The sequence below is a fragment of the Lactobacillus sp. CBA3605 genome (genome assembly GCF_002970915.1).
In the GTDB taxonomy this organism is placed as follows: Bacteria; Bacillota; Bacilli; order Lactobacillales; family Lactobacillaceae; genus Lactiplantibacillus.
The window spans coordinates 1613526-1631504 of sequence record NZ_CP027190.1; the positions used below are offsets into that span (position 1 = coordinate 1613526).

General features: G+C 41.8%; 14 protein-coding genes. 10 read left to right on the forward strand and 4 right to left on the reverse strand.

Annotation, left to right across the window (positions count from 1 at the left end):
• Positions 1-38: 38 nt before the first annotated feature.
• The 3 genes from C5Z25_RS07745 to trxA all read left to right on the forward strand — a co-directional run bounded on the left by C5Z25_RS07745 (position 39) and on the right by trxA (position 5008).
• A complete protein-coding gene (locus C5Z25_RS07745) occupies positions 39-3248 on the forward strand; it encodes a CapA family protein (protein WP_105452114.1) in 3210 nt (1069 codons plus the stop codon).
• Between the two features lie 58 nt (positions 3249-3306).
• A complete protein-coding gene (locus C5Z25_RS07750; RefSeq protein WP_105452115.1) occupies positions 3307-4596 on the forward strand; it encodes a hypothetical protein in 1290 nt (429 codons plus the stop codon).
• Positions 4597-4675: 79 nt separating this feature from the next.
• Positions 4676-5008: a thioredoxin gene (gene trxA, locus C5Z25_RS07755; RefSeq protein ID WP_105449632.1), complete on the forward strand. Its 333-nt coding sequence runs from the start codon at positions 4676-4678 to the stop codon at positions 5006-5008.
• Positions 5009-5087: 79 nt separating this feature from the next.
• Here trxA and C5Z25_RS07760 read toward each other — a convergent pair whose 3' ends face one another.
• The 3 genes from C5Z25_RS07760 to ndk all read right to left on the reverse strand — a co-directional run bounded on the left by C5Z25_RS07760 (position 5088) and on the right by ndk (position 7582).
• Positions 5088-6281 carry an ATP-binding protein gene (locus C5Z25_RS07760; RefSeq protein WP_105452116.1) on the reverse strand — a complete coding sequence of 398 codons (1194 nt, stop codon included), beginning with the start codon at positions 6279-6281 and terminating at the stop codon, positions 5088-5090.
• A gap of 208 nt (positions 6282-6489) precedes the next feature.
• Positions 6490-6870 carry a hypothetical protein gene (locus C5Z25_RS07765; protein WP_105452117.1) on the reverse strand — a complete coding sequence of 127 codons (381 nt, stop codon included), beginning with the start codon at positions 6868-6870 and terminating at the stop codon, positions 6490-6492.
• A gap of 244 nt (positions 6871-7114) precedes the next feature.
• Positions 7115-7582 carry a nucleoside-diphosphate kinase gene (ndk, locus tag C5Z25_RS07770; protein ID WP_105452118.1) on the reverse strand — a complete coding sequence of 156 codons (468 nt, stop codon included), beginning with the start codon at positions 7580-7582 and terminating at the stop codon, positions 7115-7117.
• A 203-nt stretch (positions 7583-7785) separates the two neighbouring features.
• On the opposite strand from ndk, the gene C5Z25_RS07775 reads away from it, so the two are divergent.
• The 3 genes from C5Z25_RS07775 to C5Z25_RS12510 all read left to right on the forward strand — a co-directional run bounded on the left by C5Z25_RS07775 (position 7786) and on the right by C5Z25_RS12510 (position 11224).
• Positions 7786-9138 carry a DUF2252 domain-containing protein gene (locus C5Z25_RS07775; RefSeq protein WP_105452119.1) on the forward strand — a complete coding sequence of 451 codons (1353 nt, stop codon included), beginning with the start codon at positions 7786-7788 and terminating at the stop codon, positions 9136-9138.
• A gap of 636 nt (positions 9139-9774) precedes the next feature.
• A complete protein-coding gene (locus C5Z25_RS07780) occupies positions 9775-10914 on the forward strand; it encodes an RNA-guided endonuclease TnpB family protein (protein ID WP_105452120.1) in 1140 nt (379 codons plus the stop codon).
• Positions 10915-11062: 148 nt separating this feature from the next.
• On the forward strand, positions 11063-11224 hold the full coding sequence (locus C5Z25_RS12510; protein WP_158682927.1) for a hypothetical protein: 162 nt from the start codon (positions 11063-11065) through the stop codon (positions 11222-11224).
• 150 nt (positions 11225-11374) lie between these two features.
• Here the strand turns inward: C5Z25_RS12510 and map are convergent, their stop codons facing one another.
• The gene (gene map / locus C5Z25_RS07785) at positions 11375-12163 is read right to left on the reverse strand and encodes a type I methionyl aminopeptidase (protein ID WP_105452121.1); all 789 of its coding nucleotides are present in this window, start codon (positions 12161-12163) and stop codon (positions 11375-11377) included.
• 355 nt (positions 12164-12518) lie between these two features.
• On the opposite strand from map, the gene pnuC reads away from it, so the two are divergent.
• From pnuC to C5Z25_RS07805, 4 genes are all read left to right on the forward strand, one after another.
• Positions 12519-13298, forward strand: a complete 780-nt coding sequence (pnuC, locus tag C5Z25_RS07790; protein ID WP_105452122.1) for a nicotinamide riboside transporter PnuC — start codon at positions 12519-12521, stop codon at positions 13296-13298.
• A 205-nt stretch (positions 13299-13503) separates the two neighbouring features.
• Positions 13504-14232, forward strand: coding sequence for a trehalose operon repressor (treR, locus tag C5Z25_RS07795; RefSeq protein WP_105452123.1), 729 nt, complete (start codon positions 13504-13506; stop codon positions 14230-14232).
• A 15-nt stretch (positions 14233-14247) separates the two neighbouring features.
• Positions 14248-15891, forward strand: a complete 1644-nt coding sequence (gene treC, locus C5Z25_RS07800) for an alpha,alpha-phosphotrehalase (RefSeq protein WP_105452124.1) — start codon at positions 14248-14250, stop codon at positions 15889-15891.
• Positions 15892-15907: 16 nt separating this feature from the next.
• Entirely contained in the window at positions 15908-17911 is a 2004-nt protein-coding gene (locus tag C5Z25_RS07805) for a PTS sugar transporter subunit IIABC (protein ID WP_370447190.1), read from the forward strand.
• Positions 17912-17979 lie beyond the last annotated feature (68 nt).

Genomic DNA, 17979 nt, shown 5'->3' on the forward strand with positions numbered 1-17979 from the left:
ATTGTATCAGTCATTGAAGACGGAGGAATTGACAAGTAATGATTAGTAATGAAACGTTCCTAAGTATGCATGAAATTGCTGAAATGTTAGACGGAAAGTGGGTGCTGCCACCGGCTGATGACCAAGCGTTGGTCGAGCACTATGCAATTTATTCTGGTGAGCTAATACATAAGGACAATGCCAATTTATGGTTCGCAATGGATGTCCCAACTTGGCAACGAGGGACTAGTAATACTGGGGTATATGCCACCACTTTTGCTGATTCACATGCCAAAGTTAGTCAATATCAACAGTACTTGCAGATGGCAGTTGTCCAACATCCGGTGGCTGACACGACCGTGCCACAGCTACAGGTCGCAGACCCTTATGTAGCGATGGTCACACTCTTTAAATGGGTCAATCAACATAATCCTAGTCGTAACGTGGGCATTACGGGTACTGTTGGAAAAAGTACGATGAAGGAATTAGTTGCAACCTTGTTATCATGCACGACCACGGCGAATAAAACGCCACTGAACCATAATTCACGGACGTCATCGCGGATTACGGTTCTGAATAATTCTAAAGCTGATTACAATGTTTTAGAGATTGCATTGGCATCGTTATGGTATGGCCGCCAAAAAGTAGGCATTGTGGAAGATGTTAAGCTAGATTTGGCTATCTTAACCCAGGTGGGAGTCGGCCAACGTGGTTATGATGAACACAAAATGGCCGATTTTAAAACACGGATTGCCTATGGTTTAAAGCCGGGTCAACCCTTTTTGGTTAATGGGGATATTGCCAATATTGATGAAGTAGTAACGGATGCGCAACGGTATACGAAAAATATCGTGACGTATGGAACCACTGCGGCCTGTAATTTTGTTGGGCAAGTCAATGCTACAGGACAACTGACCGTGACTTATCAAGGTAAAGTAGTGGCGACGTTAACAGTGGCTGGTTTTGACCAAGGTCTCATCAGTAATATTATTGGTGCTTTAGCAGCTCATCAATTGTTAATAGGAAATTTGGCGTCGGCTGATTTAACAACTTTTGCCACCAGTTGTCAGGCTTTGGCTGTCAAAGCTTTGCAACAGACGACGGTTCAGGATCATCAGGTCACTATTATTGATGATACGCATAATGCCGAGTTACTCTCGATGACGAACTTTATGCGGTATGCCCAAAGTTATCCAGTTTCAGCGCAGACGCAAAAGATTTTTATTGTTGGGCGGATTATTAATTTAGAATCGCAAGCTCGCCAAGTTTATCAGCAACTAGTGACGGAATTTAATCAAAGTCAGTTTGATACGGTCTATACGTTTGGTCCAGAGATTGATCAAGTTGCAGCCGAATTTAAGCCAGCGCTTTATGGCGGACATTTTGAGACAATTGAGTTACTGATTCAAGCGATTACGAAGCGTTTATCCACGGATACGGTTATTTTTATCAAGGGATCGAGTCGTAATTCTAAAATCAATCGTATTAGTCGGCAATTTGTAAGACAGGCGCCACACTATGTTGACGGTGCTGATCAAGTCGCAATTGCTGAGATTGCGCCAAGTTCAACGGCATATACCACTAATGGTGTCGGACGATTATTAGTTATTTTAAGTTGTTTAGAACGCTTAACGTATCGCAAGTTAAAACTGACAGATTTAGTTAAAATTACGCAAGATTTAAATCACGATCGTAGTGTGAATAAGGTTGGACTAACAGTGGGCGAATCACATACGCTGTTAGAATTGATAAGTCTAGCGATTGTTGCGCCAGCACCGGATGTCATTATTAACTTGGCCGAATCAATCTTTGGCGGTAATCGAGCGGCAATTCAAGGCTTACAACAGCGGGCCAAGCAATTGGGATTATCGGCCCAAGCGGTAGTTAACATTACCGGTCGGCCAACCCGTCATCCGCAACGGACTTATTTAAGTGATGTGGAAAAGATTGGGGCTGCCTTAGTTAAATTACCCAATGAATTTTTGAGCTTATTAAGTTTACAGTGGGCACAATTAGCGAATAGTCATAAGAGTTATCAGAAGCGGTCGCAGTTATTAAAAACTGGGAAAAGCTATGGTTCGGTTTTCTTTGGACCTAAAGAAAGTAACGGTTTGATCTTTTTCAATACACCAACGGGTAAGCGGGCTATTGCATTTATTAATGCGCCGCATATTAGTTATATTGATACTAAGTTGGAACAACTGATTGACGGTGGCTTGCCAGCGACGGCTGTTAAAGCACCTGTGAATACGGTTAAGTTGAAACAACCGATTGTTAATTTATTGAGTGACACTTACTTTGGTGAAATGTATACGCGAGACCGGCAACGGCGCCAGATTGATGATGGTCTACAAAAATATGGCTATGGGCATTCATTTGAAAAAATTGGGTCGTTCTTTTCAGCCACAGCTTATAATATTTTTAATTTTGAAGCGGTCTTTGCTAATGGGCCGAGTGCGCTTACGGGGATTAAGCCATTTGTCTTAGATGCTAAGGCTAAGCCAACGATTGCTGAATTAAAGCGGCGCCACTTTAATCTAGCGATGATGGGGAATAATCATGCGAAAGATGCGGGCGCAGAAGCATTGACGGCTAGTATTACGGCCTTTCATCAAGCTGACATTGCTACGGTAGGTGCTGGTGTTGATCAGACTGATAGCCGTCGTTTCGTTGAATTTGACTATCACGGGCAAAAAATTGCCTTGTTCAATGGTTATTGGTATCGCAATCCAGCCTATAATTTATTTGATTTTTATGCGAAGACAAACGTGGCTGGTGTTAATTGTTTAGATACGTTGGTGTGGGAAGATGTGCGCACCTATAAGCAACAAAATCCGGATGCCAAGGTAATTGTTAGTGCTCATTGGGGTAATGATTTCCAAGGAAAAATTATGCCAGTCCAGCAAGCAACGGCCGAAAAACTCGTGAGTGCCGGAGCAGATTTGATTATTGGGCATGGTCCCCATATCTTACAGCCAATTAAGTATGTGGGTAAGGCACCAGTAATCTACAGTATCGGCAACGGTGTATTCAATAATAATGGGGAGTTTGTTAAGCGTGGGTGCTTAGCCTACGGTGCGACAGTTCGGCTTGATTTGGACAAGCAACGTCTCTATCTATGTCCATTTTATGCCAATAATCGTGAAACTTTCTGGCAACCGGCCTTTGTGAATGATGAAGATTTTAAAGAAGCAGCGGGTGTGTTTGGTACTGAATACGCAACGACTAAATTGGATGGCGATTTGAATGCGGTTGTGATTCCGTTGTAGATGGTGCTAATTAATATTAGTTTAAAAGGTCACCAATAAAAAGGGGAGTGAAATTAATATGAAAAAGAATAGTCTGAGGGTTGTTTTAGGAACCATACTGAGTGTAATAATTGTTATCGGTACTTTTATAAGTCTAAACATTAACGGTCAAGCTGATACAGGTCGAGACGTAACGGTTAATAATTTTACAATTGGTGTTTATTATGATGATGCTGACCAAGCTGCCTCAATTCCGGATAGTGAATATACCATTACGTATGCCGATGCTGATGGTAAATCAGTTAAGGTAGCCGAGGGCGAGACTGATAGTGAGGGCGCAATCAAGAATGTCACACTACCTGATATTCCCACGGATGTTTCAACAATTAAGTTTAACTATACGTTAGGAAATTCGTCTCGGGGATATATATTACGGTCAACTGGCAAAAAATGTCAGTTTACGTATATTAAGGCAATTCCGAATAATAATCAGATTAATTATGTTGGCAATTCAAAATTTGGTCAAGCCGGGAACGAAGCCTCTTATCAAACCAACTATATTTCAACTCGAATTAATAACTACTATGTACAAGCTATTCAGGAGTTGACTAGTGCAATTGATATGGCACATAAACAATTTACTGGTATTTCTACCTTTGAATTAGCGCCAATTAATATTACCTATGAACGGGGCTATCATCTGAATGAAAGTAATGCTTTTTACCGTAATGGTCATGATGGGAGTGGAACGCCAGATATTGTCTTAGCTGATCGAACTAATCTCAGTTCATTTACATCTCGGTATTTAATGGCTAATGTTATGCATGAGTGGACTCATTGGAATTTATATCGAACAGCAGGTTTGCCAAGTGGTTCGTACACCTCGCATTATAGTTATAATACGGACTTTAAGATTAGCTACAAAGAAGGGTTGGCCCTATTTGCTGGTGACATGTTTGCCTATGATTATGACATGAATGCGACTGATACTGAAGTTCAGACTGATAATGCTAATAACATTAATCGTTTGTATGGCAAATCAACCAATAAGACTGTTGAGCAAGTGTTATATGATTTGTTAGATGTTAAGTCAACTGGTGAAGACGAAGACTTTTATATTACGGAGCGTTATTTAGACGATGATTTAACTGAAAAACAAATTGATAAAATTAATTTTGGCGTTATCTATGCTGAAATGATGCAATCAAAAGTAATGACGTTGAGTGATTATTTACAATACATCCAAAATAAGTATGTCTTAACTAATTCCGATAAAGCGAAATTTGAAAAAGTATTATCTGTGAATGGATTATCATCAACTGGTGAGTTCACATTAGATGCTGACGGAAATGCCTTAACTAGTCATTAGATTTGAAACTTCAATTGAGAAAGTTAGTTCCTAAACGTGCTATGATAATGAGTAAATGAATTTGAAGTGAGGGACTAAGATGATTGAACCAATCAATGGTGATCAGTTTGCGACTGTTGCTGCTGGTACTGACTTAACGGTCGTTGATTTTTGGGCGGATTGGTGTGGGCCATGTAAGATGCAGACGCCAGCACTAGAAGCATTAGATGAAGAATACGATGGCAAAATTAAGTTTGCATCATTAGATGTTGACCAAAACAAAGCACTAGCAGAAGAGTTGCAAATCATGAGTATTCCAGCTTTGGTTGTTTTCAAAAATGGCCAACCAGCCGAAAAAGTCGTGGGTTTTCATCCGCAAGGGGCTTTAAAAAAATATTTAGATCAAAAGCTCGCAGAAGTAACGGCGGGATAATGAGTTTAACAGGAAACGCTAGCCGCTAATCGGATGTGATTAGTGGCTAGCGTTTTTAGGTATACTGACAAAAGGCAGGCTATTCTGATAGTAACCAATCAACGATATTAATAATCGGGATTCCATCAATTTCTTGAAGGTCGGGATAGTGTCGCTGTGTGATTAGAATTTTTTGATAGTTGTCCTGAATGTGCAATAAGTTATCAGTTTCGTGGGAATTCTTAGGGATTTCGTAAGTGACTTGGATATAGATGATTTGGTCAACTTTACGGGCGACAAAATCTACTTCCGCTGTATCCAATTTACCGACATCAACAGTGTAGCCACGTCGGATTAGCTCAAGATAAACAATACTTTCTAATTGACCTGAATAGTTCCCGGGTCGGCGTCCAACGGCATTTCTTCTTAATCCAGGGTCCACAATAAAATACTTACCGGCTGATCTCAAATAAGAGCGGCCTCGAATATCATATTGTCGACTTTGATAAAATAAAAAGGCGTCTTCTAGCAACTGTAGATAACGTTCAATCGTATGATTGGTAATTTTAATTCCTTCATTGGTTAAGGTGCCCGCTACTTTTGCCGGTCGTACAAGCTGGCCAATATTATCTGCCAAAAAGCCAACCAAGCCACGTAATGATTCGGGATCACGGACGTTGGCCCGCATTGAAACATCATTTAAAATAATCGTATCAAAAATGCCAGATAAGATGGTGTCTTTAATAGCGGGATTGGCTAAAACTACGGATGGAAAGCCGCCATACTGTTCATATTCTAAAAATGCTTGATCGATATTAGGTGTGTTAGGATTAATATCCTTAGCGGCTAAGAATTCTCGAAATGAAAATGGATAAATTGGTATTTCAACATAGCGACCGCTTAATAAGGTCGCTAATTCGCCGGATAACATTTTTGCGTTGGAACCGGTGATAATGATGTCGCAGTCGTAACTGACGCGCACCCCATTAATCACACTTTGCCAACCGGTAACCATTTGAATTTCATCAAACATCAGGTAGAGATGTCGTTCTTTAGTTAGTTTTGGTTTTAACAAGGTCATTAATTGAGATTGGTTGCGGATATTTAAGAGCTCGAACTCTTCAAAGTTATAATATAAAATTGACTGCTCAGAGATGCCCTGTGTTTTTAGATAATCACGATAGAGCATCAGCAGGACAGATTTACCAGATCGACGTACGCCGGTAATAACTTTGATGGCATCAATATCTTTTAATTGAATTAACTTATTTAGGTAAGCATCACGCTGAATCATGTTGGCCTCTTTTCAACAAAATATTAAATTATAAAATGGAAGTATACTTCCATTTTAGCGTAAAAACTATTTTTTTGGAAGTGTACTTCCATTTTTTTGTGAATGACAGTGTTTTTGGAAACACGTTGCCATTTTTAATTAGGCCAGTCAGAAACGCCGCTCAACAAGGAAAATTGTTGAACGGCGTTTTTTTTGTTCGGATAGTAACCTATAGATGAGTGTAAATGGCTTCAATCAGATCATCGCTATTAACAATTAATTGACGATCTAACGAAATCAAATAAGTGGGATGCATGGGATTGACCATGTTATGAAAGGCATCTTTGATGACGCAGCCAGTCATAACCAGCGTTTCGGTTTGAACTTGAATGATGATGTTAAAGGTCTGATGATTACTGGTTACAACGACATTAGCATCAAGTAAGTGTGTTAAGTTAAGTCCTAACGTGGCGGTTGAATTGGTCAGCCCCATGGCCCCCGTGTTAGTGATTAACTTTAAACACTGGTCAACACGTTCTAAGGCTGTATACATTGAAACTTTTGGGACTGTCCGTGTTTTACGTAAAAAAGGTCCGACAACTAAATTCATAAGAATTCCCCCAAATCCTTAATTGATAGTTTAATCATAAGGCCTTTTAAGCGAAGGTTCTATAATTTCGACATGTAAGGGTCGTTAGTTGGGTATCTTTATAAGATATCTTAGTAAGGCTTACAAACAGCGGTTTTGTCAGGTTGTTTCGGCTAATAAAAAATCGACAGGCATTCTCAAAAAACAGAATGACTACCGATTTCATGTAAACTAGTTGATTTTTTAACTTTCTAGCTAGGTGACCTTATTTTTTAGCCAGTTTTTCGATTTTTTTACGTGATTTAACAGCTAATTCTGGAAACCAAATGGCAATTTCATGGTGGGCATTTTCACGACTGTCGGAGGTGTGAATGATGTTGCGCAGAATGCCATCAGGATATTCATGTGCAAAGTCGCCTCGAATGGTGCCGGGTTGGGCATCATTTGGCCGGGTCTTACCCGCAAGATTATGCACTGACTTGACGACACCAGTGCCGCTAACGATGATGGCGACTAGGGGGCCTTCTGTCATATAAGTTTCAATCTCGGCAAAGTAAGGTTTCTCAACTTTTTCACAATAATGTTGCCGTAATTGTTCAGGTGTCGCAGTGATGACTTTCAGTGCGGTGATTTGATAGCTCTTACGTTCAAACCGAGAAATAATATCACCAATGTGACCTTCGAGGACACCATCTGGTTTTACCAGTACTAAAGTTTTTTCAGAATTTGCCATAATCAAGGACCTCCTAAAGTTTTAGAAAACGCTTTCAATGTTGATTAACTTAAATTGTAGATGAACCAAGGGCGGACGTCAACTAAGGACAGGCTAAATCATGAAATAAGTTATAATTAGGCTGAATTAATCAGCTTAATCGTATTCCTAAAATGATTTTACCGGTATAATGAAAGTAGCTCAAAAACAAAGGATTGATGTGCATGCCACCACTTGATTTAACGCATATTCGCCAGCATCATACGGTTGCCGAATTGATTGCGCTTGGAAAGGCGCGCCGATTGGTTACAACTTTTGACCAATTAGGGACGTTTATCCCCGTAAAACGGGATGCGGCTGCTTATTTGAAGCGGGTCCGTAAAATGTTAGTGCCAGAATTATTACCATTGCGGCGGGAACGAATGTCGGCTTCTAGTTTTGCCTTCTTTCGGGGATCTGTCGAATTGATGGATTATGATTTAGATTATCAAAAATCAACTGAAATTTCGGCCGTGGTTTGCGGTGACGCCCATATTGGTAATTTTGGATTTTATGCGTCACCGGAACGACGTTTAGTTTTTGATTTGAATGATTTTGATGAAGCCAGTGTCCATCCTTGGGAATGGGATTTGCGGCGGTTATTGGTCAGTATCATTCTGGCGGCCAAGGATTCTGATTTCAAACCTAAAAAAATTGAAAAATTAGTTCGCGAAGCCAGTGCCAGCTATCGTGATGGGATTAAACGGATGTTTAACCAAACGACACTGGAACGCTTTTATCGGGATAATGAAGCACAATCCGTCTTGAACTTTGGTGGTGAACCGGAAGATACGGTGGACTTTATTGCGGAGTTAGCTAAAAAGGCTGCTCGCCGAAATTCAGAACAGGTTGTCCGAAAGTTTACAATTACGAACAGTCGTGGTGAGCGCCAATTCAAAGACAACGCCCCCCGTTCAGTTCACATTGATAAAAAAACGTATCGTGGATTGAAGCAGGGTATCTTAGATTATTTACAGACGGTGCGCACGGATGTGGCGTTACTCTTGTCACAATATGAAGTCACGGATATTATTCGGCATAGTGTTGGGGTGGGGAGCTTTGGTTCTTTATGTTACCTCGTATTATTGACGAGTACCGATGGCAGTCACATGGTCTTACAGATCAAAGAAGCCCTACCAACTCGGAAAATCGGTAGTCAAACGACCGGGCCTAAGTTAACGGCGGCTTTGGAATTGACAGAAGGGCAACGGATTGTGAGTGCGCAACGAATTCTGCAATCAACTTCGGATGTCTTTTTAGGGTATTTTCAGATGGCGGATAAGAGTTTTTACGTCCGTCAATTCCGCGATATGAAAGAGTCAATTGATATTCCAGCGTTGTCATGGGGCCAATTTAGCGCCTATGCAAATACGTGTGCGATGATTTTAGCCCAAGCACATGCGCAAAGCCCAACTGCCGCAATGATTCGCGGGTATGTCGGGAGCTCAGATAAATTTGATGAAGCGATGGGCAACTGGGCCGAGGCGTATGTTGACCAAGTTGAAAGTGATTATCAAACTTATTTACAGTTAGATTAACTGAATTAAATTCAAAAAAGACCAGATGCGACGGCATTTGGTCTTTTAGGTGTGTGGAATTTTGGTCCCTAAGATTAGTTTCAGATGTTATATATATTTTATGGTATGATACGAAAAAAGAAGAGAGTGTGCTGAAACAATTAAAACATGAATTAATCTTACAGTAGCAATAGTGGCTTTCGGCAGCCTTTTCTATTTTCGGCGGCAAGGAAAGTTGTTAAAGTCAATGGCGCGACCTGGTGAAGTTCAATCTTTTGGGTTGTTATCTATGTTCTGGCATTGGTACGGATTTCATCGCCGCTTACCAAACGATGCAGTGGCTATTCAATCAAGAGTTCCTAGCTATCGCATTTTTATCAAATTAGGCGAGGAAACATGTTCTTTTAAGGACGTGATGAATCGCTTTTGGGTTTGTAAGTAGCGTATATTTAATAGAAATTGTTTCAAAATGCGTATTTAGTATTGAATAGATGGAAATTGGTCAGGATGATTATAGCTACTTATTAGTTAATGTACCGCCAAAGTTATCGGCGAAAAACTAATCGTCACTGGTAATCACCTAGTAATGATGTCGAAAATATTAGTATTACTAGCCAACAAGCATTGATGACCAACAAATAAAAGAGGTATCTTTAGATGACACTGCGGGCGATTAAAACAAGGATCTATCCCCAAATTGACCAACAAGAAAAAATCATTAACAACTTTGGCTGCTGTCGTTTCGTTTGGAACCAACTATTAAGTATGCAGATTGAACGCCATAATAACGGTGGCGCCTACGTCAACGAATTTGGCATGAATTATCTGATCAAGTGTCTCAAACAGGAATACCCTTTCTTAAAGCAAGCGGAATCAACCAGTCTTTTACATGTTAGTCGTGATTTACATCACGCTTTTCAGAAATTGTTCAAGGAACACAGCGGTTTTCCGAAGTTCAAATCACGAAAATTTCCCAAACAGAGTTATCAGTCTAGTGCCGTCAATCACAACGTTACTCAAATCAATCAACACCATATCAAAATCCCAAAATTAGGCTGTATTGCCTTTAAATCTGGCCGACAACTCACTGGTAAGATTAAGAACGTGACAATTCGTCTATCTGCTACCGACAAATACTACGCCATTGTGTTAGTCGATAATGATGTGCAAGAACTGCCGAAAGTTAAGCAATCAGTGGGGATTGATATGGGGGTAGCGGATTTAATGATTACTAGTGATGGTGTCAAATATCCCACCATTCGCTTTGATAAAGCCTTATCGCAAAAGAAACATTATTGGGAAAAACGGCTAGCCCGACGTCGGTTACAAGCCTTGAAAGAAATTGCTTGGGATAAACACAATCAAGTATTAGAACCCCGTGAATTAACCGATTTCAGTAATTATCGTAAGGCACGTACAATGGTTGCCAAATATAACGAGAAAATCGCTAACCGGCGAAATAACTATTTACATCAACTCACTAAGAAACTAGTAACGCTGTACGATGTGATTAAAATAGAAGATTTGAAAACCAAAAATCTTCTCAGAAATCATAAGCTCGCTCGCGCAATTGCCAATCAGGCTTGGCGTGAACTACGCACCCAGCTTGAATATAAATGTGCTTGGTATGGTAAGCAACTGGTCACTGTAAACCCTCGAAAAACCAGCCAAATTTGTGCTAATTGTGGTTACGATGACGGTAAGCATGGGCTGGCTATACGGCAATGGACATGCCCTAGTTGTGGTGTTAACCACGATCGAGACATTAATGCCGCCAAGAATATACTAAGCGCTTAACCAGACTAGCTAGGCTCGGAACGAGCCGTGATAAATAGCTGTAACCGCTGTGCATAGTGCTAGGCGCTATTGCGTAAGTTAGCAGTGTTCTCAGAAGCTTGGTCATTCATGGTCGAGTAGTTCACCATATATTCCAGGGATTATCATAATGCCTAAACAAATCTATAATTATTGGTCGCAACAGCCCAATCCTAATCAAAAAATCATTATACCAACGGTTGCGGACTACCAATTTGCTAACAAGCTTAGACTAAAAGAAGCCATTGCGTTTGCATTCTTCGCATTAGCAATCTTGTTGATTAGAACATAGGCTTTCTTATTTTATTAAGCATTGTTATGTGGCGTTTTCAAATAAAACAAAAATAAAGTGATCCTCAATTAGGACAAATATTGTCCAATCCTTGAGGGTCACTTTATTTTTGTTTTATCGAGGTTTGAAATTTGGTCACATCAAACCAGTTTATTTTAATAAATAGGCCGCATCCGCTACATGATTGAATGAGGATAAAATCTTAGGCCCATCATCGGTAATAACGAGGGTATGTTCATATTGGCAACTTAAACTGCCATCCATTGTCCGGACGGTCCAGCCATCGTCAGCCGTTTCGCCAGAACGCCAGTCGCCGATGTTCACCATTGGTTCAATGGTAATCGTCATCCCAGCCTTGAGCCGTGTCCCGTGACCAGCTTCACCATAATGAGGGACGTCTGGTTTTTCATGCATCGTTGGTCCGATGCCATGGCCGATGTATTCGCGAACCACGCCGTAACCCATTTGGTTTTCAGCGTAATCTTGAATTGCCCAGCCAATATCACCGATACGGTTGCCAACAACGGCTTGGTCAATCCCACGGTAAAGTGCTTCATAGGTGACAGCCATCAGTTTTTTGACTTCTGGTGAAGCTGTACCGGCAACGAAAGCGTGGCAAGAGTCACTTAAGTAACCATGGTAGTTAATGACGGTGTCGATTTTTAACAAATCGCCGTCTTTAACTAAGATGTCTTTGCTAGGGCAACCATGACAAATCATGTCATTAACGCTGACACAAGTTGAGTATTTGTAGCCTTCAAAGTTAAGTTCACCCGGAGTGGCGTCGTGATCAGTAATGTAATCATAAGCAAAATGATCCACATCCCAAGTTGTGATGCCAGGCTTAATGTAATCTTCTAAGGCATGAAACAAGCCGACCATGATGTTGCCAGCTGCTTGCATGCCCTTAATCTCGCGATCTGATTTAAGAGTTATCATGTTTCCTCCAAAAAAATTAAATGAATTTATAAGTAAAATTGGTTCCCTTGTTAGTATACTGCAACCAGCCATATCCGACAAAATGCATTGTTTGTGGCATGACGTGACGAGTCGGCGTAATAAAAAAATCATAAAAAATTTACTCGGCCGTCGATATTGAACTGGCGGGCAAGTAAGCGGATTGGTTGTTTACAATTGAATCGACATTTCAAAATAAAGGCTGGTCATCCCAAAAGTTAATGATACAATATATAGTGTTGTTTCAAACGAGGCCACTACATATTGTAGTGGCTACCGAATAGTTGGCCAACTATTAGCATACAGCGGTATATTTAGCGATGGAAAGAGGAACTTTATTTTGAGTAATTATTTTAAATTTTTGTCCCACCAATTAAAAGGTTGGCCACAACAGAACTACTATCTATTTTATTTTAGCCTGGGTTGCCAAGTGATGACCTTGGTAAGTGCGCCCATCACAATCCTATCTATTCTAACATTTATTGGGACGACCTTGGGCGTTTTATGTGTCTTAGCAATCAATGCGGCGAAATCAGTCAACGGTTTGTTGGGCGTTATATCAGCGATTTGCTTCGTAGTTGTTGGTTTTTCAGCAAAAAACTATTTAAGTATTGGGGAACAGCTTGCTTACGTCGTGACTTTAGATATTCCAGTGTTACTCAGTGCGAGCTGGAACGTCAACATGGTCTCAAAAATCCGAAAATTTACTGGCCGGACTTGGGTCGTAGCCATTGTGGCAACCTTAGTGGTATATGGGGTATCTGGTTACTTAATCGGCGCCTTAACGGATGATCCACGGCCGTGGGTTGATGCGATTAGTTTCGCCATTTGCTTAACTGCAGGTGTGATTTGCTACTTACGTTACAATAATCAATATTTCTGGTGGATCGCATCGGGGTTAGCACAAATGGTCCTTTGGTTCATCTCGTTCCGACAAGGTTCTGCAACCTTAGCAATGTTCATTAATAGTTCCGTTTACTTAATGAATGACGTCTTAGCGTTTACCGTTTCGCCTTGGTATAACAAGCATGAACGGGCTCGCTTGATTGCCGAAGAAAAGGCCGCTGCCAGTGAATCAGCGGATGATGCCGCAACGGACTTTAGTTTAAATCATTAATCAGAATAGGTAACACGATTAAAAAACGATTGCGATGATTGACGTCGCAATCGTTTTTTGATGACTTGTCTAGCTAGTATAGACAAGCGTAGATGCTGTGAAACCCATGATTAAAAGTGAAAAGCACTGCTATTTGACAACTTGTCTAAACAAGTTTATAGTCATCCTTGAAAGCGATTGCTTAATCAATTGGAGGGTCAATCAGATGCGAAATAAATCAGCGTTAGTTTATGATGACTTAATGCAAAAAATTGATCGCGAGGTTTACAAACTGGGCACTTATCTGCCTAGTGAATATCAAATCTGCGAACTTTACGGTATCTCACGAGAAACTGGGCGCAAGGCTTTGGCAATGTTAGCTGAGGATGGTTATATCCAGAAGATTCGTGGGAAGGGGTCGATGGTGATTGAGCATCGACAGTATGAATTTCCAGTTTCTGGGATTGTCAGTTATAAAGAGTTAGCGCAACAGCTACACGTGAATACTGAAAATGACGTCTATTACTTTGAACCACATGTGAGTTTACCAGTTCAAAAGTTTACGTCGTTAAGGGTTGAGATGGCTGCCGAACCAGTGACTGCGATTAAGCGGATTCGGGTTATTGATGGGGAACCAGATATTATCGACAAGGATTATATTTTACAAGCGGTGGTGCCAGAGTTACCGAAAAGTGCAGCTGAAGATTCATTGTATGCCTACTTTGAGGATCAATTGGGGTTAGAGATTGCCTATGCCACCAAGGAGATTACGATGGAACCGGCGAACGCCGAAGATCGCGAGCGCCTCAATTTAGCAGCTGGGTCGTATATGGCAGTAGTTCGAAGTGTCACTAGTCTAGCGGATGCGACGCCATTCCAATATACCGAATCACGGCATCGTGCGGATAAGTTTCGGTTTCGTGACTTTGCCCGCCGGACTAAGAAGTCAAACTAGAAAGGAGCCGGCGTTATGAAGTTATCACAACAAGTCATTTATCAACTTTATCCAAAATCATTTTACGATAGTGATGGTGATGGAATTGGTGATTTGCAAGGGATTATTGCCAAGATTCCTTACTTAGCCAAACTGAATATTGATATGATTTGGTTCAATCCGTTCTTCGTATCACCGCAAAATGATAACGGTTATGATATTGCGGATTATTATCAAATTGATCCAACTTTTGGCACGATGGCTGATTTTGACGAATTGGTCGCGAAGCTCAAGGCAGTTGGGATTGAGGTTATGCTCGATATGGTCTTCAATCATACGTCAACGGCGCATCCTTGGTTTCAAAAGGCGTTAGCCGGCGATCCCAACTATCAAAAATTTTATTATTTGCGGCCAGCCAAAGCCAATGGTCAATTACCAACGAATTGGGAATCGAAGTTTGGCGGGCCGGCCTGGGCACCGTTAGGGACGACTGATTTATATTATTTACATCTATACGACCCCACACAAGCGGATTTGGATTGGCATAATCCCGCCGTGCGTGCGGCTTGTAGCGCAGTCGTTAACTTTTGGCGTCAAAAGGGTGTTAAAGGCTTTCGTTTTGATGTTTTCAATGTGACTGGCAAAGCCACCACCTTAGTTGATGCGCCCGCTGGTGTTGCCAGCAAGACGCTTTATACGGATCAACCGGTGGTGCATGATTATTTACGAGAACTGAATCAAGCCAGCTATGGTCAAGATGCGGCTAGCATTACTGTCGGTGAGATGTCATCGACCACGATTGAAAACAGTATCGGGTATACGGCGCCGGCTAATCAGGAACTGTCGATGGTGTTTAATTTCCATCATTTAAAGACCGATTATGTCGATGGTCGCAAATGGTCAAAAATGCCCTTTAACTTTCCCCGCTTGAAACAACTTTTAGATGACTGGGCCAAGGGAATGGCTGCCGGTGGCGGTTGGCAAGCACTATTTTGGAATAACCACGATCAACCGCGGGCCATTAATCGGTTTGGTGATGCTGGCAAGTACCGTATTAAGTCGGCCGAGATGTTAGCCACCGTTATTCATTTGATGCGGGGCACGCCGTTCATTTATATGGGTGAAGAAATCGGGATGACCGATCCGGATTATCAGTCGATGACTGACTATGTGGATGTTGAAGCTGAAAATGCTTATCACACCTTGATTCAACAAGGGTATCGTCCTGAAGATGCTTTCACCATTGTCAAAGCCAAAGCGCGGGATAATTCACGGACACCGATGCAATGGGATGCGAGTGCAACTGCCGGCTTTACGACTGGCACGCCCTGGCTTCAGCCAACTAATCAGGCTGAGATTAATGTTGATGAGGAATTAACCCATGGCGAAATTTTCAATTATTATCAACAGTTGATTCACTTGCGGAAGACCATGCCAATTGTTGCGGATGGGGATTATCAGCCGTGGCGCTTAGATGATGATCAAGTCTTTGGTTATTGGCGGCAATTAGGGACGCAACGGTTACTAGTCTTAAATAACTTCTACGGCACGGCGACGACGGTACCCCTCCCCGCTGAAATGGTCACGGCCAAAGTCTTGCTCTCTAATTATACGCAAGTTCATGTGCAACCTAACTTAGTTTTGAAACCTTACCAATCAGTTGTCTTAATGCAAGCATAAAAAGGAGGCCATTTTTATGGTGAAGAAAATGCAAACGGTTACAGTTTTGACCCCTGTTAATGGAACGGTTATCCCGTTAAAATCAGTGAAAGATCCGGTTTTTTCAGCCGGCATGTTGGGACTTGGATTTGGCGTGCAGCCTAGTGATGGGCAAATCGTCGCACCAGTCAGTGGGAAAGTAACGATGGTCGCTGAAACCAAGCACGCAATTGGCTTCAGTACACCAGCTGATAACTTAGAAGTGTTGGTACATTTAGGGATTGATACGGTGGACTTAAAAGGTGCACCGTTTACCTTAACGGTCAAAGTTGGTGACGAGGTGAGAGCCGGCGACGTGATTGCGACCATGGATTTAGCAGCTATCGAACAAGCCAATAAGCAGACGACCGTGATTCTAGCGGTGACTAATTCTAGTGATAAGTTGGACTCGTTAGATATTGCGACTGGGACTGCTACGGCAGGTCAAACGGTTGCTACGGGACGACTAAATGCTAATACATTTAATGCCAAGCGGCAGGGCCGCTTACCACAAGAAGGTAAGTATGATGAACTAGCAGCGGCAATCGTTGCTAATGTCGGTGGCGTTGAGAATATTAAGAGTTTGATTCACTGTATTACGCGGCTGCGCTTCTATCTTAAGGATGAACAGCAAGCTAATGATGAGGTCATTGCGAATTTAAAAGGCGTTATCGACGTTGCGAAAGCCGGCGGTCAATATCAAGTGATTATTGGGCCAGCTGTAACGGATGTCTATGATGCCGTAATTAAGTTAATCGGACCCGAATTATCCAATGATGCGGAAACGGCTAAAGCGGTCGCCGAAACCAATGCCGCTGCCAATCGGCCAACCACGTTGTGGGGTCAGATCAAGTATGCCTTTAGTAGTCTAATTGGGGTGATTACGGGGTCGATGATTCCGGTGATTGGATTATTGGCTGCTTCTGGGATTCTAAAAGGGGTGCTGGCATTACTGACGACCTTTAATATTGTTGATCCAAAGGCCTCGACGTATATCATTATTAATGCCATGGGTGATTCGGTGTTTTACTTCTTACCGATTTTTGTCGGCTTCACCGCTGCGAAAAAGTTAGGGTCTGATCCAGTCATTATGGGGATTATTGGTGGCGTCTTAACCTATCCGACCTTGGTTTCAATTGCGGGTGGTGGCAAGACGTTGGGGACTTTCCTCGGTATGAGTGTGAATGCGAGTTTCTTTGGCTTACCGGTGCATATGGCGTCGTATACGTATTCTATTTTTCCAATGATTGCGGGGGCTTGGCTGGCTAGCAAGCTTGAACCGTGGTTAAAACGGGTAATTCCAGTGGTTTTACGGATGATTTTTGTGCCATTATTCGAAGTTGTCATTATTTCTGGCGTTATTATTTTATTCCTCGGGCCAATCATTACTGTGATTTCAACGGGCTTAGCCAATGCCATTGTGGCCATTTATAACTTAAGTCCAGCAATTTCTGGGTTGATTATTGGTGGGTTCTATCAAGTTCTCGTGATTTTTGGATTACATTGGGCCTTGATTCCAATCGTCGCTAACGATATTGCGTCGACGGGGCATAGTTATTTAAATGCCATCATTTCTGCAACCATGGTTGCTCAAGGTGGGGCCGTGCTGGCGATTGCGATGAAGTCTAAATTAGCTAATATCAAAGAGTTAGCTTGGCCGGCAACCATCTCAGCCTTTTCTGGTGTGACAGAACCAGCGATGTACGGGATTAACTTAAAGTATGGTCGCGCCTTTGTCACCGCCAGTATCGGGGCTGCCGTTGGGGGCTTCTTGACCGGACTGCTACACGTTAATATGTGGGGCTTTAGTGGGTCGTTAATTGGATTTACTTCTTTTGTGAATCCGAAGGGGTTGGACTTTAGCTTCTGGGGTTATTGGATTGCGACGCTTGCCACAATTGTGGTGTCATTTACCTTAACTTGGTTCTTCGGCTTTAAGGATGAAGATGTCGCAACCGTTAAGACGGCGCCTAAGAAACGTCATTTAGGTGAAACGGCCTAATTTTAAAAATTTATATGTGACGCAAAAACGGCATGAATTCGTTTATTTTCTCGAATTCATGCCGTTTT

What these genes read in the sequence shown, in the direction of transcription:
- map (WP_105452121.1), bottom strand. Translation starts at nt 12,163, where the DNA reads ATGATAACTCTTAAATCAGATCGCGAGATTAAGGGCATGCAAGCAGCT.
- C5Z25_RS07750 (WP_105452115.1), top strand. Translation starts at nt 3,307, where the DNA reads ATGAAAAAGAATAGTCTGAGGGTTGTTTTAGGAACCATACTGAGTGTA.
- C5Z25_RS07760 (WP_105452116.1), bottom strand. Translation starts at nt 6,281, where the DNA reads ATGATTCAGCGTGATGCTTACCTAAATAAGTTAATTCAATTAAAAGAT.
- C5Z25_RS07780 (WP_105452120.1), top strand. Translation starts at nt 9,775, where the DNA reads ATGACACTGCGGGCGATTAAAACAAGGATCTATCCCCAAATTGACCAA.
- treR (WP_105452123.1), top strand. Translation starts at nt 13,504, where the DNA reads ATGCGAAATAAATCAGCGTTAGTTTATGATGACTTAATGCAAAAAATT.
- C5Z25_RS07805 (WP_370447190.1), top strand. Translation starts at nt 15,908, where the DNA reads ATGGTGAAGAAAATGCAAACGGTTACAGTTTTGACCCCTGTTAATGGA.
- C5Z25_RS07745 (WP_105452114.1), top strand. Translation starts at nt 39, where the DNA reads ATGATTAGTAATGAAACGTTCCTAAGTATGCATGAAATTGCTGAAATG.
- C5Z25_RS12510 (WP_158682927.1), top strand. Translation starts at nt 11,063, where the DNA reads ATGCCTAAACAAATCTATAATTATTGGTCGCAACAGCCCAATCCTAAT.
- treC (WP_105452124.1), top strand. Translation starts at nt 14,248, where the DNA reads ATGAAGTTATCACAACAAGTCATTTATCAACTTTATCCAAAATCATTT.
- ndk (WP_105452118.1), bottom strand. Translation starts at nt 7,582, where the DNA reads ATGGCAAATTCTGAAAAAACTTTAGTACTGGTAAAACCAGATGGTGTC.
- trxA (WP_105449632.1), top strand. Translation starts at nt 4,676, where the DNA reads ATGATTGAACCAATCAATGGTGATCAGTTTGCGACTGTTGCTGCTGGT.
- C5Z25_RS07775 (WP_105452119.1), top strand. Translation starts at nt 7,786, where the DNA reads ATGCCACCACTTGATTTAACGCATATTCGCCAGCATCATACGGTTGCC.
- C5Z25_RS07765 (WP_105452117.1), bottom strand. Translation starts at nt 6,870, where the DNA reads ATGAATTTAGTTGTCGGACCTTTTTTACGTAAAACACGGACAGTCCCA.